This is a genomic window from Ktedonobacterales bacterium (assembly GCA_036557285.1).
GTDB lineage: Bacteria > Chloroflexota > Ktedonobacteria > Ktedonobacterales > DATBGS01 > DATBHW01.
Genome location: DATBHW010000017.1, coordinates 24106 through 50343 on the forward strand (window position 1 = coordinate 24106; position 26238 = coordinate 50343).

General features: G+C 60.3%; 24 protein-coding genes. 16 read left to right on the plus strand and 8 right to left on the minus strand.

The annotated features are described in order from the left end of the window. Positions 1–55 precede the first annotated feature (55 nt). The 4 genes from VH599_05770 to VH599_05785 all read left to right on the plus strand — a co-directional run bounded on the left by VH599_05770 (position 56) and on the right by VH599_05785 (position 4795). A complete protein-coding gene (locus VH599_05770; GenBank protein HEY7347808.1) occupies positions 56–1324 on the plus strand; it encodes a Glu/Leu/Phe/Val dehydrogenase in 1269 nt (422 codons plus the stop codon). 170 nt (positions 1325–1494) lie between these two features. Further along, positions 1495–2277, plus strand: a complete 783-nt coding sequence (locus VH599_05775; protein HEY7347809.1) for a hypothetical protein — start codon at positions 1495–1497, stop codon at positions 2275–2277. 98 nt (positions 2278–2375) lie between these two features. Beyond that, complete coding sequence (locus VH599_05780; protein ID HEY7347810.1) at positions 2376–4145, plus strand: CocE/NonD family hydrolase; 1770 nt, start codon at positions 2376–2378, stop codon at positions 4143–4145. Positions 4146–4204: 59 nt separating this feature from the next. After that, the gene (locus tag VH599_05785) at positions 4205–4795 is read left to right on the plus strand and encodes a TetR/AcrR family transcriptional regulator (protein HEY7347811.1); all 591 of its coding nucleotides are present in this window, start codon (positions 4205–4207) and stop codon (positions 4793–4795) included. A 9-nt stretch (positions 4796–4804) separates the two neighbouring features. On the opposite strand, the gene VH599_05790 is transcribed toward VH599_05785, so the two are convergent. Together VH599_05790 and VH599_05795 are read right to left on the minus strand one after the other, a co-directional pair. Next, positions 4805–5617, minus strand: a complete 813-nt coding sequence (locus tag VH599_05790) for an ABC transporter permease subunit (protein ID HEY7347812.1) — start codon at positions 5615–5617, stop codon at positions 4805–4807. Continuing rightward, positions 5607–6635, minus strand: coding sequence for an ABC transporter ATP-binding protein (locus VH599_05795; protein ID HEY7347813.1), 1029 nt, complete (start codon positions 6633–6635; stop codon positions 5607–5609). Before VH599_05795 ends, VH599_05790 begins: the two co-directional genes overlap by 11 nt. A 440-nt stretch (positions 6636–7075) precedes the next feature. Here VH599_05795 and VH599_05800 point away from each other — a divergent pair, with 440 nt between their 5' ends. Next, positions 7076–8830 (plus strand): protein kinase, encoded by a 1755-nt coding sequence (locus VH599_05800; protein HEY7347814.1) that lies wholly within the window; start codon positions 7076–7078, stop codon positions 8828–8830. 1627 nt (positions 8831–10457) lie between these two features. On the opposite strand, the gene VH599_05805 is transcribed toward VH599_05800, so the two are convergent. Next, positions 10458–10673, minus strand: coding sequence for an LUD domain-containing protein (locus tag VH599_05805; protein ID HEY7347815.1), 216 nt, complete (start codon positions 10671–10673; stop codon positions 10458–10460). Positions 10674–10737: 64 nt separating this feature from the next. Then, a complete protein-coding gene (locus tag VH599_05810) occupies positions 10738–11040 on the minus strand; it encodes a hypothetical protein (GenBank protein ID HEY7347816.1) in 303 nt (100 codons plus the stop codon). A 179-nt stretch (positions 11041–11219) separates the two neighbouring features. Between VH599_05810 and cofE the strand changes: the two genes are divergently transcribed. The 6 genes from cofE to VH599_05840 all read left to right on the plus strand — a co-directional run bounded on the left by cofE (position 11220) and on the right by VH599_05840 (position 15670). Further along, positions 11220–11969, plus strand: coding sequence for a coenzyme F420-0:L-glutamate ligase (gene cofE / locus VH599_05815; GenBank protein ID HEY7347817.1), 750 nt, complete (start codon positions 11220–11222; stop codon positions 11967–11969). Positions 11970–11986: 17 nt separating this feature from the next. Continuing rightward, positions 11987–12619 carry a nitroreductase family protein gene (locus VH599_05820; protein ID HEY7347818.1) on the plus strand — a complete coding sequence of 211 codons (633 nt, stop codon included), beginning with the start codon at positions 11987–11989 and terminating at the stop codon, positions 12617–12619. 11 nt (positions 12620–12630) lie between these two features. Then, complete coding sequence (gene cofD / locus VH599_05825; protein HEY7347819.1) at positions 12631–13554, plus strand: 2-phospho-L-lactate transferase; 924 nt, start codon at positions 12631–12633, stop codon at positions 13552–13554. Then, entirely contained in the window at positions 13551–14237 is a 687-nt protein-coding gene (gene cofC, locus VH599_05830; protein ID HEY7347820.1) for a 2-phospho-L-lactate guanylyltransferase, read from the plus strand. Before cofD ends, cofC begins: the two co-directional genes overlap by 4 nt. A 63-nt stretch (positions 14238–14300) precedes the next feature. Beyond that, positions 14301–14702, plus strand: a complete 402-nt coding sequence (locus tag VH599_05835) for a PPOX class F420-dependent oxidoreductase (protein HEY7347821.1) — start codon at positions 14301–14303, stop codon at positions 14700–14702. A gap of 50 nt (positions 14703–14752) precedes the next feature. Then, entirely contained in the window at positions 14753–15670 is a 918-nt protein-coding gene (locus VH599_05840) for an LLM class F420-dependent oxidoreductase (protein HEY7347822.1), read from the plus strand. 24 nt (positions 15671–15694) lie between these two features. Here VH599_05840 and VH599_05845 read toward each other — a convergent pair whose 3' ends face one another. Further along, positions 15695–16582 (minus strand): LLM class flavin-dependent oxidoreductase, encoded by an 888-nt coding sequence (locus VH599_05845; GenBank protein ID HEY7347823.1) that lies wholly within the window; start codon positions 16580–16582, stop codon positions 15695–15697. Positions 16583–17075: 493 nt separating this feature from the next. Here VH599_05845 and VH599_05850 point away from each other — a divergent pair, with 493 nt between their 5' ends. The 5 genes from VH599_05850 (at position 17076) to VH599_05870 (ending at position 20926) form a co-directional block, all read left to right on the plus strand. Further along, positions 17076–18218, plus strand: a complete 1143-nt coding sequence (locus VH599_05850) for a hypothetical protein (GenBank protein HEY7347824.1) — start codon at positions 17076–17078, stop codon at positions 18216–18218. 15 nt (positions 18219–18233) lie between these two features. After that, positions 18234–19016, plus strand: a complete 783-nt coding sequence (locus tag VH599_05855) for an electron transfer flavoprotein subunit beta/FixA family protein (GenBank protein HEY7347825.1) — start codon at positions 18234–18236, stop codon at positions 19014–19016. Positions 19017–19045: 29 nt separating this feature from the next. After that, positions 19046–20023, plus strand: a complete 978-nt coding sequence (locus tag VH599_05860; GenBank protein ID HEY7347826.1) for an electron transfer flavoprotein subunit alpha/FixB family protein — start codon at positions 19046–19048, stop codon at positions 20021–20023. Between the two features lie 61 nt (positions 20024–20084). Next, positions 20085–20501, plus strand: coding sequence for a hypothetical protein (locus tag VH599_05865; GenBank protein ID HEY7347827.1), 417 nt, complete (start codon positions 20085–20087; stop codon positions 20499–20501). Further along, entirely contained in the window at positions 20498–20926 is a 429-nt protein-coding gene (locus VH599_05870) for an HNH endonuclease (protein ID HEY7347828.1), read from the plus strand. The genes VH599_05865 and VH599_05870 overlap by 4 nt, the downstream gene beginning before the upstream one ends. 204 nt (positions 20927–21130) lie before the next feature. Here the strand turns inward: VH599_05870 and VH599_05875 are convergent, their stop codons facing one another. From VH599_05875 to VH599_05885, 3 genes are all read right to left on the minus strand, one after another. Further along, complete coding sequence (locus VH599_05875) at positions 21131–23056, minus strand: hypothetical protein (GenBank protein HEY7347829.1); 1926 nt, start codon at positions 23054–23056, stop codon at positions 21131–21133. A gap of 188 nt (positions 23057–23244) precedes the next feature. After that, on the minus strand, positions 23245–24942 hold the full coding sequence (locus VH599_05880) for a hypothetical protein (protein ID HEY7347830.1): 1698 nt from the start codon (positions 24940–24942) through the stop codon (positions 23245–23247). Positions 24943–25155: 213 nt separating this feature from the next. After that, entirely contained in the window at positions 25156–26118 is a 963-nt protein-coding gene (locus VH599_05885; GenBank protein HEY7347831.1) for a hypothetical protein, read from the minus strand. Between the last annotated feature and the right edge of the window lie 120 nt (positions 26119–26238).

A 26238-nucleotide genomic window follows, 5' to 3' on the forward strand; every position in this document is an offset into this window, starting at 1 on the left:
AATGGGGACTCTGGCGCAATGTTGCGCCATAATATTGAAGGAGAAAGGGACCGACATGCACAAAGTTGTGCCAGAATCGGCGCCAATCAACCCGTATCAAATGGCGGTAACTCAATTCGACGTGGCGGCAGACCTGCTGAACCTCAGCGAAGATATGCGCCAGGTACTCCGCTTCCCCAAGCGCGAACTGATCGTCAACTTCCCGGTACGCATGGACAATGGCTCGATCCGTATGTTCACCGGCTTCCGTGTGCAGCATAACGTGAATCGCGGACCGGCCAAGGGCGGCATCCGCTTCAGTCCCGAAGTGACCCACGATGAGGTCAAGGCGCTGGCGATGTGGATGACCTGGAAGTGCGCGGTGGTAGGTATCCCCTATGGCGGCGCGAAGGGCGGCGTCATCTGCAACCCCAAAGAAATGAGCATTGGCGAACTGGAGCGGCTGACCCGACGCTATGCCACTGAAATTGCTATCCTGATTGGCCCAACCAGCGATATTCCCGCGCCTGACGTGAATACCAACTCCCAGGTAATGGCCTGGATTATGGATACCTATTCGATGCACGAGGGCTACTCGGTCCCCGCTGTCGTGACTGGTAAGCCCCTGGCAATCGGAGGCAGTGAGGGCCGCAACGACGCTACCGCCAGCGGAGTTATTTCCGTCGTCAAAAAGGCTGCCCGGCATCTGAACATCAATCTTCCTGGCGCGCGCGTAGCCGTTCAGGGCTATGGCAACGCTGGCGCTATTGCCGCGCGGCTGCTTCATGCTGAGGGCTGCAAAGTCGTAGCAGTCAGTGACACGCAGGGCGGCATCTACAGCGAGGCTGGCTTCGACCCATCCAAAGTCTTGCTGCATAAGCAAGAGCGAGGAACGGTTGTCGGATTCCCTGGCACTCAGAAGATGGGTATCCGCGAGGTGCTGGAGGTTCCCTGCGATATTCTCATCCCTGCGGCCACTGAAGGGATGCTGACCGTTGAGAACGCCGAGCGCGTTCAGGCAAAGATTATCGCTGAGGCAGCCAACGGCCCGACGACGCCGGACGCTGATCGGGTATTCTATAAACGTGGCATCTTTGTCATCCCGGATATTCTGGCGAACGCTGGCGGCGTAACGGTAAGCTATTTCGAGTGGGTGCAAGACCTGCAAAGCTTCTTCTGGAGCAACGACGAGATTGCAGCCAAACTTGAAACGATCATGGACCGCGCGTTCCAGGCCGTCTTAGACAAGTCCCTGACCCATAAATGCGACATGCGCACAGCAGCCTATATGGTTGCCATTGCGCGCGTTGCCGAAGCGACCCAACTGCGCGGCATTTATCCCTGATGTCCTGGAAGACTTTCCTGGGTAAGCCGAACTGTATTATAATACATGAGGAGATTCCGCCGCCTCGCGCCCACAGAATGATTGCTTACTTTGCTGGAAGCAGTCCGAGCGCGGCGGCTCCTCGCGCCTGGAATAGCAGTCGTCTTCAGTGCCCGTACCTGTGGAAAGTTATGAACCAAGACCCGGATGACCTGTCATTGAATAATCCACCGAATGAGCGAGGTTCTGACCCCGCATCTTCCCATAGGTTCCCCCAACCTTCCAGGCAGGGACAACCGCAGCCTCCTCCTCAGCCATCAGGGGCTTTCCCTTCGCCGCAAGATGAGCGCCTGGCGCGCCTGCGCGCACTGCGCGAGCAGCGCCAGCAGTTTGGCGCCGGGCCGATCCCTCCGGCAGACTTCCAGCGGCGCGGCCTGCCAACCCCACCGCCTGCTCAGCCACCAGTCCAGGAACTTCTCAAGCATTGGTGGCATCATGGCCCTTTTTCAGGGCGGCTCCCTTCTGTAAACCCTACAGACCCGCAAGCGGAGAAGAAAGAGACCAGACCAGCCACACCCCCTTTACCGACGACGGCGACCCCATACGAAGAGCGCGCAAAAGAATGGATCGCTCAGGGCCGCAAGGGTCTCTCTATCGCAAGCGCAAAAGCTCAAGAAATGATGAACCAGGCAAAGGACTTGCTGAACCAGAAGATGCAAAGCCAGCCTAAACCCTCCAACGCAGAAGAGATAGTGCCTGGGCTGATCATCGTCGGCTTTGCCCCCACCGTCTCGATGGAGGAGGCCGTGAAAGAAATAGGCGCGCTGGGCGGCAAGCCGCTGCGCCACAAAGCGGCGCTCAATCTCTATCAGGTCGCGGTACCCCCCGGACAAGAGCAGGCGCTGATTCAGCGGTTCCGCCAGCAGCCAGGTGTCATCTCTGCTGATCTGGAACACGCCAGACCTCCACGCTGAGTGACGCCTCTCATAGAGCTTCTAGAGAGCGTTCTTCTGTTTTAGCAAACGCTTGATAGCAAAACCATCAGAAAGCGTCTTCAACAAAGGAGCAGCGAATGCCAGACCCACAGGCCAACCAGGGCATCCACGTTGACTTTGATGTGCCAGCTACGATGCGCGACGGCATCACCTTGCGGGCCAATATCTACCGTCCGGCTGCCGAGGGCAGCTACCCGGTAGTCTTGACCCGCCTGCCTTATGGCAAGGATTTCCCGCTGGGCGCTTCGGTGTTGGACCCGGTGAGAGCCGCGCGCCAGGGGTATCTGGTCGTGGTGCAGGACACACGCGGGCGCTTCACCTCTGAAGGAGACTGGTACCCGCTGCGCGACGAGGGGCCGGATAGCTACGACACGATTGAGTGGGCGGCTGCGCTGCCAGGGAGCAATGGGAACGTTGGCATGTATGGCGCTTCTTACTTCGGCTTTACCCAATGGGCTGGCGCTATCCAACGCCCGCCGCACCTGACAGCTATGTTCCCCTACATAACCTGGGCTGACCCGCATAATGGAGTGTTCAGCCGAGGAGGCGCGCTGGAACTCGGCATTCAAGCGGGCTGGCTGCTTGAAACCGGCCTCGATAGCGTCCTGCGCCGGGAACGGGGCAACCCCGATCAGAGCGCGGGGTATAAGAAACTGGTGGCCCTGGCGCGTGAGATTGATCGCCTGCCCGACGAGGGCTATCAGTCATTGCCATTGAAGGCGTTTGAGCCGTTCCGCCGTACCGACCTTGGGCAATCGTTCTTCGACGGGATCGAGCATCCCTTTGCGCCAGAGTATGCGGCGCCTTCGACCATCCTGGGGCATCATGATCAGGTGCATGTGCCAACCTTCAACGCCGGGGGCTGGTATGATATTTTCCTGTCAGGCACCATTCGCAACTTTCAAGAGATGCGCGCCAGCGGGGCTACCCCCGAAGCCCGCCAGGCGCGGCTCCTGATCGGCCCCTGGTCTCACAGCAACGCGAGCCACACCGTCGGCGATGTGGCTTTTGGCTACGGCGCAGCGTCGGCGTTCATCAACCTTCAGATCGATTTTATGAGCCTGCAACTGCGCTGGTTTGATCGCTGGCTCAAAGGGATAGACAATGGCGTTGACCGCGAGCCGCCGGTAAAAATCTTTGTCATGGGTGAGAACGCCTGGCGCGATGAACAGGATTGGCCGCTGGCTCGCGCCATCCCCACGCCATTCTATCTGCACAGCAATGGGCACGCGAATACGCTGGAGGGCGATGGTTCGCTCAGCACAGAGCTTCCCGGCAGTGAATCGGCTGATCGCTTTGTCTATGACCCGCTGAACCCGATGCCCACGCTGGGCGGCGCATTGCTGATGCCCGCGATCTATCGCCCAGGCGCGCGCGATCAGCAGCCGATTGAACGCCGCGCCGATATGCTGGTCTATACCAGCGCCCCGCTGGAGCGCGACCTTGAGGTGACGGGGCCGGTGACGGTCACACTCTGGGCGGCTTCCAGCGCGCCAGATACCGATTTCGTGGCGCGATTGGTAGATGTGCATCCTGATGGCTTCGCGCAAAACCTGACGGACGGCATCATTCGCGCGCGCTATCGCAACAGCCTTCAGGCGCCGGAACTGCTGGAACCAGGGAAAGCCTACGAATACACGATTGACCTCTGGGCAACCAGCAACCTCTTTCAAGCAGGCCATCGTATTCGCCTGGATATTACGAGCAGCAGCTTCCCCCGCTGGGACCGCAACCTGAATACCGGCCATCAGATCGGCGCGGATGCCGAGGCGCAAAGCGCCAGCCAAACCATCTTGCACAGCCGCGAATATCCCTCGCGTGTGCTGCTGCCGGTGATACCACGCTAATGCCAGCCAGGAAACCATCAGACCAGCAACACTCTAAGCAAAGCAGGGAACACAGCGGGATGCGCGATAAGGACGCTACCCGGCAGCGCATTTTAGATGCCGCTGAAGAGGTCTTTGCCGAAAAAGGCTATCACGGCGCGGTGGTTGACGACATTATCCAGGTGGCGAAAACCTCCAAAGGGGGCTTCTATTTCCATTTCCCCAGCAAACAGGGCATCTTTCTGGCACTGACCGATGTCCTTGCGCCCAAACTCATGGCTGCGGTTGATCGAGCCATCGAGCACGAGGACACAGCTATAGGAAAAGTGGATGCCGCGCTGCGCGTCGTGCTGGACCAGTTCTCTCGCCATCGCCGCCTGAGCAAGATTCTGCTCGTCGAGGCGGTCGGCCTGGGTCATGGCTTCGATGAGAAGATCGTCGAGATTCACGGCCAATTCGCCAGCATGATCCGGCGCTATCTCGATCTGGCGGTGGCCGAAGGGGTGATAGCCCCGCTGGATACAGAGGTAGCCTCCTATGCCTGGTTTGGGGCCATCAACGAGGTCGTTGTGCGCTGGCTGATAACACCTGATCCTGAGCCGCTCGAACGCTCCCTGCCCGCGCTGCGCGCCCTCCTGCTGCGCAGCGTGGGCATGCCGATCTCCGCATAACCTCAGCGCCTATCTCCAGCGGGTGAGGATGGTTTCACGCTGAAAGAGGCGCACCGCCAGGCGCAGGAAAACAAGATCGACAACAACAATAAGTACCGCCAGAACCAGGATCGTCAGCGTATTGATCACCGCGATGCCCAGAAGCTGGCTGAAGAAAAGCACCAGGATCGGCAGAATAACAAACGTATTCAACTGCTCGGCTGCGCGCGGGTCATTGGAGCGCGAGCTAACCATCAACCCAAGACACACGCTCAAAAGGGTGAGCAAGGGAACCACCAGAAACATCGCCAGCAGCCAGGTGGTATTAAAGATCGCGCTGTAGACCGCATCGCTGATCACCAGGGCGCGCGCCACAGCCAGATAGATGACGAAACAGAGCCAGGTGCTTAATACGCCAGGGATCAGGGAGGCTAACCCCTTGGCGAGCAAGAGTTCAGAAATGGAGATCGGGGTCGCCAGCAGCGGCTCCAGGCTGCGATCACGCTTCTCACCGACAACGCTGTAGGCCGCCATAGCTACAGGCAGGGGTAACGCGAGGATGAGAAACAGGAGCATAAACTGATTGGCAAGCGCCGCTTGAAAAATCTCGCCAGGCTGAAGATCATGCAGAGCGGGATTCTGGCGCAGAAACGCGGGCAAACTATTGCCCACGCCTAACTGCTCCGCAGAAACGGTTCGCGCCACCGCGAGCAGAATCAGGGGTATCGCTGTGAGGAGCAGCGGCAGCAAGATGCCGATCAACAAGATGTAGCGATTCTTGAACGCATCCAGCCATTCTTTCACGATGACGATCCGAATGCGCCGCAGAGAACTAGAACGCATCTTTGCGCCCCTTCCGCACAGCTTCGCCAGCCATCGTTCGCGGGGCCGGCTTTTTCGGTGATGTCTGGCGGCGCGGCGCTAACTCCGCTGGCTGGCTCTCTGCAAGCAGCGTCAAATAGGCGTCCTCCAGAGAATGGGTAGCCTCTGCTACCGCGAACAGATCAGCGCCAGCTTCCACCAATCGCCGCACCATCGCTGCGGTTGCCTCCTGTTTCTCGCCGCCGCTCGTCAAGGTAACTGTCATGCTATCGCCGGACGAGGTGATGTGACGAACAAAAGGCAGCGGGCTGAGCAGCGCCTGATAACCCTCAGCGCGGCCCCGTATGCGCAGGGTAACTTGCGGCTCCCACAATTCCTGACGCAGATGCTCAGGAGTATCAACGCGCAGCAAACGCTGGCGCATGATGCCCACGCGATCACAGAGTTGGTCGGCCTCAACCAGATTGTGGGTACAAAGAAAAACGGTGCGTCCCTGCGCGCGCAGTTCCCCAATAGATTCGCGTACCATTCTGGCTGATTCCGGGTCTAATCCGCTGGTTGGCTCGTCCAGGAAAAGTACCTGCGGCTCGTGGAGGAGCGCGCGGGCGATAGCCAGCTTTTGTTTCATGCCTTTTGAGAAACTGGCAACCGGGTCTCTGCGCTGGTTCCACAGACCCATCAATTGCAGGTAGCGTTTTACCTGGACAGGGCCATCGGCCACTCCATAGAGGCCGGCGAAGATACGCAGATTTTGCTCGGCGCTCAGGCGCTCGTATAACCCCGGTACCTCGGTGAGCAGCCCCACGCTGCGGCGGATCAACGCATTGCCTGCTTCGCTGGCTCCAAGCTGTTGGCCCGCCACCCAGGCTTCGCCAGCAGTAGGCGCAATGAGCGTGCTAAGCATGCGAACGGTGGTCGTTTTGCCCGCGCCATTGGGGCCAAGCAGCCCGAACACCTCGCCCTCAGCGACCTCCAGGGTGAGACCTTCAACAGCCGTTGTGGTATCAAACTGTTTGGTTAAGTGAGCAATCCGAATCATATACTCCCCCTACCCGCTTGTGGCGTGACGCCAGGCGAGGCGACATCGGCCAGCCCGCTCCAATAGCTGATTGGATGGCTATGCGCACTATTATAACCCATGTATTCGAGCGAAGCTAGAGGAACCAACAAGAGACAAGAACGGCGAGGGAGGAGCGTGATGCTTTTAAGAGCGTCTCACACACCCTCCGCACGAGCAGGGGCGGGGTTGTAGCGCCGTCCTTCTAGGCGGCAGGGGTGGGGCCAACCGTCGGTTTTGTGAGGCATTTTAAGCGGCCTGTATCACTCCGCGCTTTTCAGTGCTCTTCGCTCGTAGTATGATACAGAAGAGGAATAGGATATGAACTGGAAGAAGCCCGACTCCTGTAGCCCAGGGATAAGAGGCGCGCCTGCCCAATATTCTTTCAAGCCCTGGGACTATGTTGCACTAGGGGAGAGATTATGGGAATAGATGCTGGAACATCAGAGCAACGCTTGCCGGAAGATTTGCTGGGAAGCGTCTTGGGAACCTGCACCCTGGAGCGAATCCTGGGGCGCGGTGGTATGGGCGTCGTCTATCTGGCCCAGCAATCGCGCCCACATCGCCAGGTGGCAGTAAAAGTATTGTTGCTCTCGCTTATGCCCGATGCCTCGCGGCGCACGCGATTCTTAGAACGCTTCCGCCGCGAGGCCGACGCGATTGCCACGCTGGATCATCCCAATATCTTGCCAATCTATGAATATGGCGAGCAGGCTGACCTGGCCTATCTGGTGATGCCTCACGTCACCGGCGGTACGCTGCGTGATCGCGTCGAGCGCAAAGGTCCGCTGCCTCTGGCCGAAGTGGCCGGATTTCTGGCGCAGATGGCCTCGGCGCTCGATTACGCGCACACGCATGGGGTGATTCACCGGGATGTCAAGCCACAGAACATGCTGCTCTATCCCAATAAGCGCCTGATGCTGAGTGATTTTGGCATCGCCAAGGTAGCAGAACAAGCGGCAGCCGACGAGGATGGGCCAACGCTTCCTCAGTTGACCACGATGGGTCATGTAGTCGGCACCCCCGATTATATTGCCCCTGAACAGGCGATGGGGCATCCAGTGGACGCCAGGGCTGATATTTACAGTCTTGGGGTGGTATTATTCTATCTCGTCACCGGGCGCGTTCCCTTTGTCGGGCCTCAGCCGATGACCGTAGCGGCAAAGCACGTCAGCGAGCCGCCTCCACCGCCGCGCCAGTTTCGCTCTGACCTGCCACCCGCCGCCGAGCAGGTGATTCTGAAGGCGTTGGAGAAAGACCCTGCCGCCCGCTATCGGTCAGCCGGAGAGCTTTCGCGCGCTTTTCGTGCGGCCCTGCCCTCAACGCTGCCGGAGCCTCCCAAAACAACAGCAGCCCCCTCGCCACAGGCAGTCGCCGCAGCAGAACGCGCCCTGCGCCAGAAACAGCCCCCAAAGAAGAGTCGTTCCGGGCAACGCTGGCTGGCAATACTCATAACGAGCTTACTGCTGATATTAGCGGCTGGTGGAGGGTATGCCGCCATCAGGAGCAACCAGCCACAGCCAACGGCTGGCCCCACAACTGCCCCGACGAAAGCAACCACACCGACGGGTACACCAAGTACCGAGACGCCCACCACCGGCGTGACCGTTACGCCAGCGCCAACCAGTCCACCTACGTCCACGCTTTATCAAGCAGAGCAGTTCTTGCCTCAACCGGGCGATCTGCCAGCAGGTACACAAGCGACCTCGCCACAAATCGCCACGACCCCTCAGCAGTTCCAAGACTTGAACCTCCCTCTGGCGGTCGATCCAACGTCAGGAAAATATAACTGGCAGAAAGAGGCGTATGTTGAGGTAGATCAGAACGGAAGCGCCTACCTTGCTGTCGCTATCGCGCAGTTTTCGCAGGCTGCCGGTGCGCAGAGCTATTACGCTGATGTGGCGAAACTCATCCAGAATCCGCAGACGCAGAATATCGGGCAGCAGGCCATTGACGGCCTCTGCTGCGGCAGCAGCGCCGCTGACTATAACGTGGTCTTTCAGGACCAGAATGTCGTGGCGATTATGCTGGCGGTAGCCTCGTCGGATCAGGCGAAGTCGGACGGTCTGAACCTGGCGGGGAATATGGATAAACACGTTCATCCGGCGGCTCAGGCGTCGCAGATTGATCTCTGGCTGGCTGATTTTCAGCAGCCCCGGATAACAGCGGCGCTCTAGCAGGGCGTGTAAGCAACCAGAACCTTGCCAGAATCATACTTACGCCGATAAAGAGGGGCAGCAGTTGCCAGATGCCCGGCAGATGAAACAGTTCGCCCCAGTTATTATCAAACTGGGCATGGGTAAAAAGCGGCGCTTCCCGCCAGAAGCCAGACCAGAGCGCAGCAGCGGAGAGCGCGGGGTGGTCCGGGTCGGGCTGCATGCCCAGCAGCAGCGGAATGACCCGCTGGGTAAGTGGAGCGTCAAAGCGCGGGTCATTGAGGGGAAAGACAGCAGTTGCCAGCGTCACGATAACGATAGAGAGCGAGATCGAGGCTGCTGCCAGGCCCCTGAGCCACCCGCGCTGTTTCAGCGCCAGAGCGATAGGCAGAACGAGGAACGGCAGCGCCGGAATGAAATGGCGCGGCCCCAGGCTGTAGCCGCCATCCCAGGCATAGTACGAGATGGCAAAGAGGAAATAGACCACGACAATCCCCAGCCAGAGGATCGCTTCGCTGCGCCAGGCGCGCTGGCGAAAGAGCAGCACAAAACCAGGCACAGCCAGCGCCAGGAAGGGCGAAAACAAGAATAATCCCCGATACGGCCCGAAGGTCGTTTGCCAGAGGGCATCGAGGTGAGGGCCAGTAATGCCCAAAAACCCCTGCGCCTGCCCGACGCGAAATGCTTCGGGGCCTGCCAGATTGGCGTAGCCCTGATTCCAGGGGCTGCCAAAGCACAGCGTATTGTAGAGAGCCACTATAACCAGCGAGGGGAGCATCCCCGCTCCCAACAGCAGCAGCGCACGCCAATGGCGCGCGTGGGAGAGCGCGTAGAGCAGCAGGCAGACAGCAATAAGGGCAGCAGGATACTCGCTCATGATCGCGCAGCCAGCTAACACTCCGGCGGTGACATAGTGGCGCTGCGAAAGGGCGTTCTGGCGAATCCTGAAAAGCAGATAAAAAGCCGCAAACAGGAGCAGGGCAACGATCTGATGGCCGAAAAAGACGCTAGAAAAGGCAAACGCAATGGTTCCCAGGCCATAACCCAGCGTCAGCAGCAGCCGCCCTCGCGGCCCCAGCCCGAAATACGCGAGAAAGCGGAAGAACAGCCCACCCAGCAAGGCAGAAGGCAGGCCCACCAGAAGCAGCGTGATAAGGTAGCGCGCCAGAAAATCGGTTCGCTGTTCATCAGAATCGCTCAGAAGCTGGAGATATGGCGTCTTCCCCTGGAAAAGCGTCAGCTTCACCAGCGCATAGGCTGGAACAGCGAGCAGCGAGCTTCCCGGCGCTTTATCGCTGTAGTAGTGGCCGTTGAAAGCGGCTTTATCCCCCGTATACTGCGCGTAGGGATCAATGTTCAACTGGCCTCGGTCAACGATACTGGCAGCCAGGAAGATACGAGTATCGGGGTTCCACAAAGCGCCGCGCGGGATGAAGTACCCATACGCCAGAAACAGGATAAGAACAATGCTCCCCATGCCAATCCCACGCCGTTTCCGACTCCTTCGCCCAAAGAGGGATACCTGGGGGGCCGAATCCTGGGCTGTCTGCTGTATTATGCTGTCCTGCTGCTGTGCCATCGTGGCGCCCAGTATAGGATGGGTTGGCTAAGAATGCAAGAACAGGGGCGCGCTGGCCGTGTTGAAGGGCTACAGCGCGCCGGGGTCCATCATGAGCAGCACGATCAACATTCGGGGGCCATACACGCCCTCAACGCGGCTCAGTTCAATGTCGCTGGTTGCCGAAGGACCAGAGATAAAGGTAATGGGCCGTGTCGCACTTGCTTGCAGGGTGGTGATCGCCCGCGGCACGAGGTCTACAATCTGCCTGGCCTGTACCACACACAGATGCGCGTCTGGTATCAGCGAGAGCGGGGGTAGACCGAACTATAGGCATGGCCGCCCACGCGCGCGTACACCGGGCAGACATTCAGGCACGCCGAGCAGCGGATGCACTGGAGCGTCTGCCGCCCGACCTCATCACGCAAAACATGGGCTGATCGGTCAAGTCCTGGCCCCGCGCAATCGTCTGGCGAAAGAGGGCGCGAATCTTGTGGATGGCCGGAACCAGGATATGCGAGGATGACTCCCCGGCAAGCTGAATGATCAACTCGGCCAGATCGGTTTCAATAGCCGTGATGCCTGCCTGGGTCAGCGCCGCATTCAGCCTGAACTCCTCATGCGCGAATCCAGCCTGTTCGCGCACCTGCCATACTGAATAAGATGTTAGCAAGCGAGACGTGTTGCTTGTAGCGCCGCCCCCCGATTAGGTGGTGGAATCTCCCGGTGAATACGGATTGCTTTTTGAGGAAAAAGGGGATAAAATCAGACTGTTTGAGCGCTTCCCTCGCGTCACACGCAGACGCAAGCGCCTTTGTCAAAGAGCCAACCAGAACGCAAGGAGCAGCTTTTGTGGAGTTGCGCATTATCCCAGTGCGGGGGATTGGTGAAATAGAGCCAGGCGATGACCTGGCAGCAGTAATCCTTGGCGCGCTTGAGCAACAAGGAGAACCCTTACTCAATCATGACATCGTAGTGGTGACTCAGAAGATCGTTTCCAAAGCGGAAGGTCAGATAGTAGACCCTGCAACCGTCGAACCTTCCGCCTTTGCTCAGGAGCTTGCTCAACAGGGCCGTAAGGATGCGCGCCATTATGAGGTGGTGCTGCGCCAGAGTCGGCGTGTTGTTCGCATGGATCGCGGCGTACTGATTACCGAAACAAAACATGGGCTGATCTGCGCCAACTCCGGCGTGGATGAATCCAACGTCGGGGGTGGGCATCTGCTCACACTCCTTCCCGAAGACCCCGATGCCTCGGCAGCCAGCTTGTGCGACGTTTTTGCGCAGCGGGCAGGCGCGCGTGTTGCCGTCATCATCTCTGATACATTCGGGCGGCCCTGGCGGATGGGGCAGGTCAACTTTGCCATTGGCCTTGCCGGCATGGCCCCCCTGCGCGATTACGTCGGCCAGCGTGACCCCTACGGCTATGAATTGCATGTCAGCGTGATTGCTGTTGCCGATGAACTTGCCAGCGCCGCTGAACTCGTCATGGGCAAAACAGATCAGGTTCCCGTCGCTCTCATTCGTGGCTTTGCCTATACCCCTACCGAGGGAAACGCTCGCAGTCTCATCCGCGACCCTGCCAGCGATCTCTTCCGATAGAAAGGACGTGTGTGGCGATGACTTCGCCCACCCAACAGCAGCGCCCACAGGATTTGAGGAGCGTCTTGCGTGGCCGCCAGAGCGTGCGTCATTACCAGGAGCGTGAAGTACCCAGGCGGCTCATTGAAGAGGTTCTGGAAGCGGCGCGGTGGGCGCCCTCGCCTCATGGTCGGCAGCCCTGGCGCTTTGTGGTGCTCACTCGCCCGGACCTGAAAGAGCAGTTGGCGGACGCGATGGGCGCGAGCTGGCGCGCCAACCTGGCAATGGATGAGGAGCCTGAAGAGGTCATCAACAGCCGTCTGGCGCTTTCCCGGCATCGGCTCCTCCACGCCCCCGCCCTGATCATCCCCTGCCTCTACCTGAAAGAACTCGACCACTATCCTGATGCGCGGCGGCAGGAGGCTGAAACCATCATGGCAATCCAGAGCCTGGGCGCCGCAGTAGAAAATCTCATGTTGGCCGCCTGGAGTCTTGGGCTGGACAGCGGTTGGATGTGCGCGCCCTTGTTCTGCCCCGAAATCGTCTGTCAGGCGCTCGATTTAGACCCGACGCTTATTCCCCACGCCTTGATTACCCTTGGCTATCTTGGCCGGGCATCGAAACGCCGGGAGCATCGCCCCATCGAGGCGCTCATTGCGCGTTGGGATTGAGGAACCGCAGTATGATTGTCACTCTGGCCGGTGGTGTCGGCGCGGCACGCTTCCTTGAAGGACTGGCGCGCGTTGTGCCGCCCGCGTCCATTACCGTCATCGTCAATACTGGCGATGATATTGATCTCTATGGCCTGCGTATCTCCCCCGATCTGGATATTGTCATGTATACCCTGGCCGGGCTGGTGGACCCCAAACAAGGGTGGGGTATACAAAACGACACCTATCACTGCCTCGACACCCTCAAGAGCTATGGACATGACCCCTGGTTTCTGCTCGGTGATCGTGACCTGGCAACCCATATCCATCGCACCCTGCTGCTGAACCAGGGGCGCACGCTCACAGAAGTCAGCGACCAGATTCGCCGCTCCCTCAGTCTGGAAACGCGCTTCTTGCCGATGAGCGATGAGCGCGTGACGACACGCATCCTCACCCCAGGTGGCTCGCTGCATTTCGAGGAATATCTTGTCCAACGACACGCCCGCGATCCCGTACAAACCGTCGAGTTCGCCGGTATCGAGGCGGCTCATCCAGCGCCTGGCGTTCTGGAGGCTATCGCCGAAGCCGAGGCTATCATCCTCGCGCCCAGCAATCCCATTGTCAGCATCGGCTCTATTCTCGCGGTGCCAGGCGTGCGCGCGGCGCTCCGCCAGACACCCGCGCCGGTCGTGGCAATCAGCCCCATCGTTGGCGGCGCGACAATCAAAGGGCCAGCGGATAAGCTGATGAGCGGCCTGGGCCTGGAGGTCTCAGCGCGCGGGGTCGCTGATTATTACCGCGATTTCCTTGATGTCTTGATTATTGATCAGGTAGACGCCGCGCTGGCAGCGGCCATAGAAGCACAGGGCCAGCGAGTCATGGTCATGGATACCATCATGCGCGGCCTACCGGAAAAGGAGGCGCTGGCCCGCGCCGCGCTGGCGGCAATTCAATGACGACCTGGGCCATCGTCCCCGCCAAGACACTGGAGCAAGCCAAAACGCGGCTGGCGCACGTCTTGAGTCCCAACGAGCGCCGCGCCCTGAGCCTGGCAATGCTGCGCGACGTGTTGATCGCCTTACGCGGCGCACACACCCTTGATCGCATAGCGGTAGTCACCGCCGATGCCGCTTTAGGGGCGGAGGCCAGCGCCCTGGGGGCTGAGGTCTTGCCAGAGCTAAGCACAGGACAAAACGCAGCCCTGGAAGCGGGATCAGCCTACAGCCGCGCACAGGGGGCAGACGCGGTACTGGTCGTCTCCGCTGATCTTCCGCTCTTATGTTCGACGACCGTTGAGCAGTTGATAGCCCGGGGGATGCGGGCCAGGCAGAGTCCCCTGGCGCTGCTGGCGCCCGCGCACGATACAACCGGCACAAACGCCCTGTTTCAACGCCCGCCCGGAGCCATCCCTTTTTTGTTTGGCCCCAACAGCCTCCAGCGACACCAGCAGGCCGCCGCCGAACGTGGAGTGCGCGTTGATCTGGTTCACGCGCCTGGGCTGGCGTTTGATATAGATACGCCCTCTGACCTCGTTCATCTTGCCAGGAGCCGGGGGCAGACACACACCCATCAAGCCATCGCCCCGATGCGCCTGCTGGAACGACTATCAGAAACCGTCTCTCGAACTCCCGTCCCATAGCCTCAACCGCTCATTCGCGTTGAAGGATTGGTCAGTATCCAAACGATTCAGGAGCAGCATCGTATGACAGAATTGACACCAGCCGCCCGCGCATTCTTAAGCGAGACACGCTTTGCCTCGCTGGCAACCATCAACAAAGATGGTTCCCCGCAGCAAACCACCATGTGGTATGACCTCGATGGCGATACCGTCCTGATGAATACCGCCGCCGGGCGGGTGAAACATCGCAACCTTCTGCGCGATCAACGCGCGTCAATCTGCGTGCTGGATGGCTATCGCTGGGTCACGATCAGCGGGCATGTCGAACTCAACGACGATCAGGCAGTTGCCCAGCCGGACATTAAACGGCTGGCGATACGCTATCATGGTCAGGAAAAGGGCGAGCGGCAGGCCCGCGAAAGCTTCTCCAAACAGCAGCGAGTCACCATACGCCTCAAGATAGAACACATCATCGAAGACCTTTAGGGCTGTCAGCACAGCGCCCAGGAAGACGAGAACTTACAGAGGAGCAAGAGATGCGAATCGGATTGCACATCCCCAATTTCACCTGGCCGGGTGGTCCGGCTGCCTTACAGGAACGCCTGGCGGCTGTCGCGCACACTGCCGATGACGCGGGCTTCAGCTTCATCACCGTGATGGACCACTTCTTCCAAATCGGCGCGTATGGTCCCCCTGAAATGGAGATGCTGGAAGGGTACAGCGCGCTCTCGTACCTGGCAGGCGCTACGAAAAGAGCGCGCCTGGGTACAATGGTCACTGGCGTGACCTATCGCCATCCTGGTGTACTCATCAAAACGGCAACCACCCTTGACGTACTTTCGGGCGGCAGAGCGTTTCTAGGAGTTGGCGCGGCCTGGTTCGAGCGCGAGCATCAGGGATTGGGGGTCGCCTTTCCCCCGCTGAAAGAACGCTTCGAGCGACTGGAGGAAACCTTACAGATTGCCCAGCAGATGTTTGCCGGAAACGCGGAGCCATACGAGGGACGCCATTATCAACTCGCCGAGCCGCTCTTGAAACCTGCGCCGCTTTCGCAGCCACGCATCCCCATCCTGGTTGGCGGCAGCGGCGAACAAAAAACGCTGCGCCTGGTGGCAAAATACGCCGATGGCTGCAATACCTTTGGAAACCCTGACACCCAGCGCCAGAAATTAGCGATCCTCAAGCGGCACTGTGAAGAAGTAGGCCGCCCCTATGCAGCCATCCTGCGCACCACAAACAGCCGTATCCATGTCACCACCAATGGCGCGGATGGCAGCCTGACGCCTGCTCAGGCGCTGGAACAGGTGCGCGCCCTGGGAGAAGCTGGCGTGCAGCTTGCCAATTTGAGTATGCCGAACGTCTCAACCCTGGAGCCGCTGGAAATCTTTGGGCGAGACATCATTCCCGCCCTGGCCGATCTTGGCGATCCAGCGCCCGCCATCTGGTGGGGCTAGCGGCCCCATCTTGCGCGCGCCTGTTCAGGGCAACAGCGGCAAGACCTCGCTGTTGAAGCGTTCCAGCGAGGCAATATCGCTGAAACGAATCATGAAATGGCTGACGCCCAGGTTGATAAATCCCATCAGTTCTTCGGCCACCTGCTGCGGAGCGCCGCCGATGACATGCAGTTGCGATTTCATCACCTGGGCCGGGTCTGTTGGCAGGCTCACGATGCCGTAATACGTCAATCTGATCGTCGAAAAGTCGCGCCCCTCTTCAGCGCAGCGTGTATGCAGCACATCCAGCTTGCGGGCGTATGCTTCTGCCGTACAGAAATTATAGTTCCACCAATCAGCGTAGCGAGCCACCGAGCGCAGCACCAGTTGTTCGCCGCCGCCACCAATCATCAAAGGGATAGCAGGCTGTGGGCGCGGCGAACAGTAGGCATCCTCGACCTGATAGTGCGCGCCCTTGAACGTGGCCGGGGCATCGTTCCACAGCCTGCGGATAATCTCGATAGCCTCATCCATCTGAGCCACGCGCACTCTGGCCGGTGGATATGGATAGCCGTAAGCGCGATACTCATCTTCTTTCCAGCCCGCGCCGATGCCCAGAATAAAGCGGCCACCCGTGATATAGTGCAGATTCGCGGCCATCTTGGCGGTCAGGGCCGGATTGCGATACGACTGGCCTAGCACTAATGTGCCAAAACGCAGCGCAGGAAACTCACCCGCCAGAAAGCTGAGCGTCGTCAAACATTCCAGCGTCGCCTGATCGCCCCATTGAACGTGATCTTCAACCCAGACGGTGGTGAAACGCGGTGAGAGCAAACGCAGACAGCGCCGGTTATAATCCATCAAGGTCGAAACATCGCGCCCCTCGCCGCGCGCGACCGGATAGAGCGTAAACCCAAAATCCAGATCAGCCATGCTACCTTCCTGCCTTCTACAAGACACCATTTTCAGGGTACTCCGTGCGGCCTCTATGACTGTAGACCATTTTATCACGCATCTCAGTCCGCTGGCCTCCACACCCCTGACGGGCCGGTACATGGCCCTGGAAGGATGAGCAGGTTCCACCACCTATCGGGGAGCCACTTGTAGCGCCGCCATCTTGGCGGCTCAACGCTGGCCCGCCGCTACGTTGGCCTGGAGGGCGAACGCGCGCCAGGGCGAAGCGTTGGCCGCCTGGAAGGCGGCGCTACAAGTGGCCCCCTGCCAGGCAGGATGGCGGCGCTACAAGTCACAGGTCTCGCTTGCCAACACCTCATTTTGGTGGAACGGGATGAGCAACAGACATGGCCCTGAATATGCCTGATGGGCTATACTATGAGTATTGTGCGTGGGATGCGGAAGGGCAGCGGCATATGTCCTGGCTCATGAGCGTCAGCGGAGAGCGCCGCGAAGGGATAAGAGTTCATATATGGCTGAAGAACGTGCTCCTGCACAACCCGGCGTGATTGCCCTGCTTGGCTCCGGCGAAACAGCCGCCCTGGGCAGAGAAGTCTTTGTCAACGTATTTCGTAGGTTGAAACGGCCAATATCCGTAGCCGTCCTTGAGACACCGGCTGGCTTTCAACCCAATGCCACGCTTGTCGCGGAGAAAGTGGCTGATTTCGTTTCCCATCGCCTGCAAGACTTTGCGCCTCAAGCAGCGGTGGTCCACGCGCGTTATAAAGGTGGACCCTACGATACTGACGCCCCTGAGCTAGCCGGAACGCTCGCAGCCGCCAACTGCATCTACGCGGGCGCGGGCAGCCCTGGCTTCATGATTCGCCAACTACAAGATTCGCGCCTGCTGGCCGCTGTGCGCCAGCGCCACGCGCAGGGAGCAGCGTTGGTCTTCTCCAGCGCCGCCGTGCTGGCGGTGAGCGCGCACGCCCTGCCAGTCTACGAGATATTTAAGGCTGGCGCTGATCTCTCCTGGCTCTCTGGCCTGGATATGCTTGGTCCCTTTGGCTATCACCTGACGATTGTCCCCCACTGGAATAATAAAGAGGGCGGGGCAGAACTCGATACCTCACACTGCTTCATGGGCCAGGAGCGATTCGAGCTGCTCCAGTCCTTGCTGCCTGCCCAGGAAACCATCCTGGGCATTGACGAACACACCGCCTGCATCCTGAATATCGCCGCTGAGACAGGGCGCGTGATTGGCAGAGGCTCGCTGACGCTGCTGCGTCGAGACATGCCCCCGGCTGTCTATCATACCGGGGATGCCTTCCCGCTCGCCGTCTTGCGCGGCGAAGCGCACAGCCACCCGGAGCGCCTGTATCGCCCGGCCCCCCTCATATCGCTGCTGCCCGCCGATGAGCAGGAAGAGGAGGGAGAAGGCGGCCTGGGAATCAGCGGGTTGCACGCCGCAGATGAGGAGACGCTGGAAGCCATTGGATTCGCCGACCTGCCTCCGCTGCCAGCTTCAGTGATTGATACGCTGCTGGACATTCGCGGCGAACTGCGGCGTGAAAAGCGTTGGGCGCTGGCCGATAAACTGCGCGACGCCTTGAAAGAAACGGGTATTCTTATTGAAGATACACCAGATGGCCCGAGATGGGTCTACCAACAATGATGGGAGAGTTGTACTGTGAAAATATGTGTCTGCGTAAAGCAGATTCCTGACCCCAATATCGAAGTGAGTAAGCTTGATCCGGCGACCAATCGCCTGGTGCGCACCGGCGTTTCGTTAGTGCTGGACCCCGGCGACGAAGGCGGGGTTGAGGCGGCGCTCCTGCTGCAAGAAAAGCATGGCGGCGAAGTGGTTGCCGTCTCGATGGGACCGCAAACCGCCCAGGAGGCGCTGCGGCGTACTCTGGCGATGGGGGCCGACGGAGCCATTCTCATTAGTGATCCGGCGCTGGCTGGCGCGGATTCGCTGGGGACAGCCCGCGCGCTGGCGGCGGCCATCGGGCGCGAACAACCCGATCTGGTCATTTGCGCCACCGAAAGCACCGACGGCTACACCGGCATGGTCCCCGGCGGTATCGCTCAACTGCTGGGGATGCCCGCGCTGACGTTCGCTCGTGAAATTAGCATTGACGGCGATACCTGCACGATACATCGCGTCACCCCCACCGGCTATCAGGTCGTCGAGGCAACACTCCCTGTCGTCATCACCGTTGCCAGCGGCGCGTACACCCCGCGTTATCCGTCAATGAAGGGCATTATGGCCTCCAAAAAGAAGCCGCTCTCTGTCCTGAGCATGGCTGACCTGGGGCTGAACGCCAGCGAGGTCGGCGAGGCAGGCGCGAAAGAGCGGGTCGTTTCGGTTTCCAAGATAGAGGCGCGAGCCGCCGGACGTGTCATCAAAGATGATGGCGCTGCCGCTGTGGCAATCGCCGACTTCCTGGACCAGTATAAATTGCTGTAATTTCAAGTGATGGCGCGGTAAGGAGAGCAATGATGGCGGATACAATCTGGGTATGGGTAGAACTGAACCAGGGCAAACCGTTTCGTGGTTCGCTGGAAGTGCTGAGCAAAGCCGCCCAGCTAGGCGCGGCGGAGGCAGTGGTCTTTGGCTCCGGCGCGCGCGCGGCAGCCCCGACCCTCGGCGCGTATGGCGCGAGCAAGGTCTACGTCCACGACGACGCGGCCTATGATGACTATATGGCAATGCCTGCGGCGGCCACGCTGGGCGCATTGATCGAGCAGCAGCGTCCGGCGCTGCTCCTGTTTGCCACCACCTATGATGGCCGCGACGTGGCCGCGCGCCTGAGTCCGATGCTTGGCAGCGGCCTGATTACCGACGCCACTGACTTCTCGCTCAACGGCGGCGAACTGCGCGTCAGCGTCCCCTGGGGCGGCGAGAACATCGTCACGGCGACGCTGGTACACAACGGAACGAAGCTCGTCCTCTTCCGGCCAAAGGCGTTTGCCCTGGAGGAACACAGCGGCATTACCCCCACCGTTGAAGAGGTCCAGGCCAGCATTGATCCCGCACTGCTGCGGGCGCGCATTACCCGGCGTGTCGAGCAGGCCGCCGAAGGGCCGGGACTCGAAGACGCGGCGATCATCGTCAGCGGCGGGCGCGGGCTGGGCAAGCCCGAAAACTTCTCAGTCGTCGAGGCGCTGGCAAACGTCCTGGGCGGCGCGGTTGGCGCGACCCGCGCGGTGGTTGACGCCGGATGGGTGCCGTACAGCTATCAGGTGGGGCAGACTGGCAAAACCGTCAAACCCACCCTCTATATCGCCGTCGGCATCAGCGGCGCGATCCAGCACCTGGCGGGCATGAAAGGCTCGAAGTACATCGTGGCGATTAACCGCGACGAGAACGCGCCCATCTTCTCTGCCGCCGATCTCGGCGTGGTGGGCGACGCGCTGACCATCGTACCCCAACTGACCGAAGAATTGAAGCGCCGCAAAGCGGCTGGCGGCTAACACCGCGCAGCCAGCGCGGGCAGGCTGGTGGTACAATGGAGAGGAGAAAGGGGAGCGAGGCATGGCGAACCAGAGTTTGACATTGAACTTTCCCGATGACCTCTATCAGCGGTTGAAAGCGCGGGCAGAGGGAGCGCAGCGCAGCATAGAGGATGAACTGCTCTCGCTGGCAGCAGCGGCGCTGGATGATGAGCCGATTCCTCTTGACATCCAGGCAGCGGTGGCGTCGCTTTCTGTGCTGGATGATGCGGCGCTCTGGCAGGTAGCCCGGGCCAGCCGTCTCTCCCAGGAAGAGTCTGACGAGAGCGAGGAGTTACACTTCAGACGCCAGCGCGGCGAGCGGCTGACAGACGCTGAAAAGCGCCGACTGGCTGTCTTGATGCACCAGTATGACAAATCGCTGCTCGTCCGCTCGCACGCGCTCTTGCTCCTGAAACAGCGCGGACATGATATTACGCCGCTGCTCCAGACGCCGTGAGCAAGGCATATGTTTCTAAAGCACTCCGCCGCCGCGTGGCCGATCAGGCCCGGCATCGCTGTGGCTATTGCCTCACTCCTGAAACGATTACCGGCACGCCAATGGAGATTGAGCATATCGTGCCGGAGAGCCGGGGCGGCTTGACCGTCGAATCCAATCTCTGGTTAGCGTGCAAACTGTGCAACGACCACAAAGGCGAACGCGTAGAGGCGCCAGACCCGCTCACCGATGAGGTAGTGCGCCTCTACAATCCACGTACCCAGCGATGGAGCAAGCATTTCACCTGGACGCCTGAAGGAACTCAGGTTATTGGGATGACGCCAACGGGCCGGGCAACTGTTGTTGCCTTGAAACTCAATCGCTCTGTGCTGGTGGATGCCCGTCAGGTTTGGGTCGCTGTTGGCTTGCACCCGCCTGAAGAATGAGCGCGTCCTCGTCGCCCCGCAATGCAGCCTGCGAGCCGCGTTCGCAGAGCAACACCTTCCAGCGCGGGCAGGCTGGTGGTCCAGACGCCAGAACAGAGGGGGCGAACACTGCGAATGTGTTCGCCCCCTCTGTTCATGATGAAAGCAACCCGGACATTCGGCCCGCCTGGCGAGGCAGCGCAGCCGAAGCCCCTGAGCAAAGCGTTACGGCGTCACATTACTGATGTGGGTCGCCCAGTTCCCCAATGGAGCGCGTGTGCCACCACACGTGGGGTCAGCCCTATAGGCCGTGTAGTCGCAGGTCTGGGCCACATACTCGGAAGCAATCCAGATGGTGTTGCCAACCACCGCTGCCGCGCCGTAGTCACCCCAACGCGGACGCCCGCTGCCGAATACGACGTAACTCGTGAAGCCATCCCACGGACCCGCGCCCGCTGCGGCGATCTGGACATTCCCCATGCCGACTTTGGCATCCAGTCCAGCAAAAGCGGCGCTCGGGAACGTGTTATCACCGGTCAGGGTGAAAGCAATCACCCCACGCCCGCTCTGGGTAACACCAATGGCGGGATACGTCATATCGGTATCGGCGATACCAGCCTGCCCTTGCAGGACAACCTTGTGGGCATGCGGGTTGAACACGTAGTACGCGATACCAGCCCGTATCTCGCCCCCAACTTCCACAGCGGTATCCAACGCGCCCCACAGCTTCCCGTTGGCATAGGAAACCTGCTGCATGCGCGAGTCATTGGAGTTCAAGTTGCCGTTGGGCGGGCCGAAGGTCGCGTTGTTGTGGCTGGCAATGCCCGCGATGGCTGTATTGCAGTTCGGCATGATGGTCACATCCGCGATACAGTCGCCTAATGGGCGGTTGCCAGCCGGCTGCGTCGCTCGCGGCGGCACAGCATACTGATCCACATCAATGGAGGTGACATCCAGGCTCGGCGTCGGGTTGGCCGTATTGAGCGAAGACGTGTCGGACATCGTCCACTGAAGGATGCTGGTGCTCACCCCATCGTTATCGAAGACGGCGCGCGAACTGAGGAAAAACTCGGTCCCACCATTACTCCCGTCGAACTGGTTGCCAGGCGACTGTGCCGGCCAGACGGTGAAACCAGCGCCATCAGGGCCAGCGCCCAGCGTGTTGAACAGGACCACACCGCCCACACCAGAAGTCAGGACGTTATGCCCAATCGCATAGACCTGCGATCCAAAAAAGCCAGCGCCAAAGACCGCAAACTCGTTGGTGGTCAGGTAAATGCCATTCGCATCCGCGCCGATGTGGGGATAGTCGCCCAGGCAGAAGTTATTGGTGCAGTGGTGGTCGGGCGTTCCCTCGGTGCCATTATTCTGCACCGGGAGCTTGAACAGCGTCCAGCCCTGCGTCGGGTCGGACGTGTTGCTTACCGCGATGTCCAGATGATTAGTGCCACTCAGATTGGCCGTCGTACCGATATGATCCAGCGTTAAGACGACATGCACGAAACGCTGAATGGCCTGGTCGTACAAACAGACCGGGTCGGTGATGGAGGGGCCACGCGCGCCAGTGGTGCGGTTGATGGCGGCAGGATACCCATAGAAGGTGTTGAGGTCAATCACCCCCGTCGCGGGCGAACCATTCGTATGATAGACCCGCAGCACATCGTTGACCGACTCCAGAATGAATCCGTTCCCTACGCACAGCGCCTGATCCGGCGGTTCTACGGTGAACTGATTGCCCCCGTTGGCGAACCGCTGATCAAAGAGGTTCAGGCCATCGAAGTTGGTCCCCAGGACCGGATTGGATTTGGGCTTGGCATTGGGTTTGACCGGCTTGCCGTTCCCGGTCGTTGCGCCAGGCACCGTTCTGTTCACCCCGGCTTCCTCGTCATCGCCACCGCCACCCGCGCTGTCCTCATCATCACCGTTGAGGGCAGCATCAATCTCGTCAGGCTGGGTGGTGAAGTCCGTAGCAGTCGGCGCTGAATCGAATGATGCCGAGCCGATGGGGGTCAAATGGAGGATTTGACCAGTAATGGTTGGCGCCGCGTGTGCGTTGCCAGGAATGAGGGCAAAGGCTCCCAGGAGCAGCGCCAGGATCGTGAGGCTGCTCACACTGTACAGGATGACCCGTTTGTGACGATGCAACAGCATATTCACTCCTTTATTTCTTGTGTGAAGCGTTGATTGGCTCCATTGCCAAAGGCCGCCGCGCTACGTTGCTGTCACCTCCTTTCTCCTTCCAGACCACGCCTGGTGGTGAGAGATACTGTGGTCAGTCGCCGGAAACCCCATGCCAGGCCGTCTTCACACCTGGCATGGGGTCTGGATAGATGCTTGCGCTAGTCCCCGGTGCTCACCTCCAGCACCCTGGTCCCCCAGTTTTGCCGACCATCTACGGTCTGGCTTGCCAGCGGAGGAATATACTCCGTTGCCAGCCAGAAACTCTTGCCGCTGGGATCAAGGGTTGCCCAGGAATAATCGCCCCAGCGGGTTGACCTGCGGAAGTACGGCCCCTCGCCATCCGCCGCGATTTTGACATGCCCAAAGGCGTGGCGGTCGTCAGAGCGAACGACGTAGGCCGCGCTGCCGAAGTGATCCGCCCCGGAAAGCGTGAAAACGATAGCAACCACGCCTTCGGCGCTGGCTTGAATCGCCGGATAGAGCAGATAGTTGCCCGCGACAGCCACATAGCCCTGATCGCGGATATGCGCCGAACCAATCGTCTGCCCTTTCAGGTGCGGCTGCACCTCAAACCAGGCGATCCCCGAGCGTGGGGTGGCGTCGTTGGGCAGTTGGATGACGGTATCCAGCGCACCCCACAACTTCCCATCAATGAACTGCACTTGCTGCATGCGGGCATCGCCGGTATCCAGCAGGCTCGTCGCGCCCTTCTGAACCGCGCCAGGCGGCACGCCATAGGCTTCGGAGGTGATGACCAGGCTGGACAACGTAGGGATTTTCCCGTGTTCGACGGCGTGCTGATTGGTCAGCGCCCAGACGCCCAGGCGATTGCCGGTGTCTGCTTCCTGGTCCACCGCGTTGAGGAAGTATTCGGCAGCATCGCCATCGTGCTTGCCGGTGTTGATGGCTGGCTGCACCGAAGCCGCCACATCGCCGCCGATGCTCAGGTTATCGAAGTGGACGAAATGCACCGTGTTGGAGTTGGAAACCAGGTCTTTCTTGGCGACAGCATAGATTTGCGCCCCGTTGAACTCTGGCCCCAGCAGGGAGAACTCGTTGGTGCTGATGTACAGGTTCGCGCTGTCAATGCCCAGCAGCGGCTGATCGCCCAGGCAGGGGCAGCCAGGATGGCTGGGCGACCCATTGGCGCCGTCGTCCGTCGCGTCGAGATGATACACGGTCCAGGGCGTGGTGGGATCGCCCGACGAGTTGACCGCGATGTCGGTGCGCGCGGCGTCAAAACTGTCGTTGATGAAGAGAATGACCGCAAACCAGGTATGTGTGGCCGGATCAAAGTAGCAGCGCGGGTCGCTGGTAAACTCGGTCAGCCCTTCGTCAAAGAGGACGTTGACGTTGAGGGGGCCAGCAACCACCTTGCCGCTGCGGCGATAAATGGTGAACGCGGAGTTCACCGGCTCGACGATAAATCCATTGCCGACGCACAACCCCTGATCGGGCGGCTCAAACTCAGCGCCGAAATTGGTGACGGCGCTGTCCAGGCTGCTGACGCCGTTGAAGTTTGCCAACAGCTTGCCAGCGCCATGAGCGTCCAGCGGGGTAGGAGCAGCCACAGGCCCCTGCCCTGCGCCGCCGCCTGCATCTTCATCCCCATGATCAAACCGCGCGTCCTTCGCGCCAGAAGGCTGTGGTACCACCCCTTGTCCGGGGGCCGGAGGATGGATGGGGTCCGCCGTTCCGGCGCGGGTGAGTATGCCGGTGGTCGCGTGGGCCGTCGGCGCGCCCGCCGCGTAGACGCTGGCCCCTGGGGACATCCCAAGCAGCACCGTCGTCAACAGGGTGGCGAACGTGAGGAACGGGAGGGCAGACCTCATCTTTGAGCGAAGCGAGAAAAGCATCCAGGCGCCTCCATGTGTGCAGAAACAGTCACATCACAGCAATAGAAGAGTACTTGTGGCGCGAGGGATAAATGTCTCAGAGAACGGAAGAAACTACACAAGCACTCATCAAGAGTATACGCAAGAGGTTGCACAAACAGTAGGGAGATCTGGTGCTGATCTGGTGGACATCCGGTAAAGAAAGCCGGGGTACGGCTGTGGTTTCCTGCGGCCCTACATCATCTCGCCCGGCTCCTCGTCCTCGTCGCCCTCAAGCTCGTCGTCACCAGGGATGGGACCAAAGGGGCGCGGCTGATAGGCGCGGGGGTCTATGCCCTGACCCTGCGAGGCAATCAGCCAGCAGCGTTCGCACAGCGGCGTCTTCCAACGCGAGGCCACCGTTGCCGGAGCGAAGCAGTATTCGCAGATGGCCCCGGAGCGCGGCTCGTGGCGCTCGAAGTACCAGGGATGGTCGTCAATCAGCGCCCCCGCTTCGCAGCCGCAGTCGTCGCAGAGGTGGTCGCCGCAGACGCATTCGCCCTCGCAGAAGACGCCGGTACACTCGCCCGCCACCGGCCACACCTCGCCGGAGCGCGCGCGTCCCGGCTGAGTGGGGCGTCCACTTGCAGCGCCGCCTTCCAGGCGTCCACTTGTAGCGCCGCCATCTTGGCGGCTCAAGGGGGTGGGGCCACCTGTAGCGCCGCCATCTTGGCGGCTCAGTGGGGTGGTGTCGGGCGGCGGCGGGGGCGGCGGGACCGGCTTGCCACCCTCGACAGCGGCGGCGTGCTGCTCCAGCCAGTCCTGCCAGGGGGCATCGCTGCGCCAGAGGGCGTGCCGCTTCAGCCAATCGCGCCAGGCGCTGCGGCGTTCGGCCAGCGGCTTCCCTTTGTCGGCAAACATCAACCGGGCCGAATCGTAGAGGATCGCTTCCTCCGAGAAGGCGCACTGCGGGATACGCATGAGGCGCTCCAGCACGCCCAGGTCCAGCGTCTCGATATGCTCGGCGGGCGTCACGCCCGGCCTCCGGCGCAGCGCGGGCGGCAGACGACGCTGGCGGCGCAGCTCCACGCGCCGCGCGCGCTCGTCAGGGTCCAGCGGCGTCTCCTCTGGCGCTGGCTCGTCGTCTGCGCCTGCGGCTGGCTCATCCTGAAGGGTGGCTGGCTCATTTCTCTGTATCCCTATAGACAGTGTAGACACTGTAGACAGTGGAGGTTCTGAAGAGCTTCTCTTCTTCTCAAAAAGAGCATCGGTATGCTTCTCCTTACTTCTTTTGCTAAGTGAAGAGTTGAGACTGTCTACAGTGTCTACACTGTCTAT

Coding starts and splice junctions, on each gene's coding strand:
- VH599_05770 (HEY7347808.1), top strand. CDS start 56: ATGCACAAAGTTGTGCCAGAATCGGCGCCAATCAACCCGTATCAAATG.
- VH599_05775 (HEY7347809.1), top strand. CDS start 1,495: ATGAACCAAGACCCGGATGACCTGTCATTGAATAATCCACCGAATGAG.
- VH599_05780 (HEY7347810.1), top strand. CDS start 2,376: ATGCCAGACCCACAGGCCAACCAGGGCATCCACGTTGACTTTGATGTG.
- VH599_05785 (HEY7347811.1), top strand. CDS start 4,205: ATGCGCGATAAGGACGCTACCCGGCAGCGCATTTTAGATGCCGCTGAA.
- VH599_05790 (HEY7347812.1), bottom strand. CDS start 5,617: ATGCGTTCTAGTTCTCTGCGGCGCATTCGGATCGTCATCGTGAAAGAA.
- VH599_05795 (HEY7347813.1), bottom strand. CDS start 6,635: ATGATTCGGATTGCTCACTTAACCAAACAGTTTGATACCACAACGGCT.
- VH599_05800 (HEY7347814.1), top strand. CDS start 7,076: ATGGGAATAGATGCTGGAACATCAGAGCAACGCTTGCCGGAAGATTTG.
- VH599_05820 (HEY7347818.1), top strand. CDS start 11,987: ATGACTTCGCCCACCCAACAGCAGCGCCCACAGGATTTGAGGAGCGTC.
- cofD (HEY7347819.1), top strand. CDS start 12,631: ATGATTGTCACTCTGGCCGGTGGTGTCGGCGCGGCACGCTTCCTTGAA.
- cofC (HEY7347820.1), top strand. CDS start 13,551: ATGACGACCTGGGCCATCGTCCCCGCCAAGACACTGGAGCAAGCCAAA.
- VH599_05835 (HEY7347821.1), top strand. CDS start 14,301: ATGACAGAATTGACACCAGCCGCCCGCGCATTCTTAAGCGAGACACGC.
- VH599_05840 (HEY7347822.1), top strand. CDS start 14,753: ATGCGAATCGGATTGCACATCCCCAATTTCACCTGGCCGGGTGGTCCG.
- VH599_05845 (HEY7347823.1), bottom strand. CDS start 16,582: ATGGCTGATCTGGATTTTGGGTTTACGCTCTATCCGGTCGCGCGCGGC.
- VH599_05850 (HEY7347824.1), top strand. CDS start 17,076: ATGGCTGAAGAACGTGCTCCTGCACAACCCGGCGTGATTGCCCTGCTT.
- VH599_05860 (HEY7347826.1), top strand. CDS start 19,046: ATGATGGCGGATACAATCTGGGTATGGGTAGAACTGAACCAGGGCAAA.
- VH599_05865 (HEY7347827.1), top strand. CDS start 20,085: ATGGCGAACCAGAGTTTGACATTGAACTTTCCCGATGACCTCTATCAG.
- VH599_05875 (HEY7347829.1), bottom strand. CDS start 23,056: ATGCTGTTGCATCGTCACAAACGGGTCATCCTGTACAGTGTGAGCAGC.
- VH599_05880 (HEY7347830.1), bottom strand. CDS start 24,942: ATGCTTTTCTCGCTTCGCTCAAAGATGAGGTCTGCCCTCCCGTTCCTC.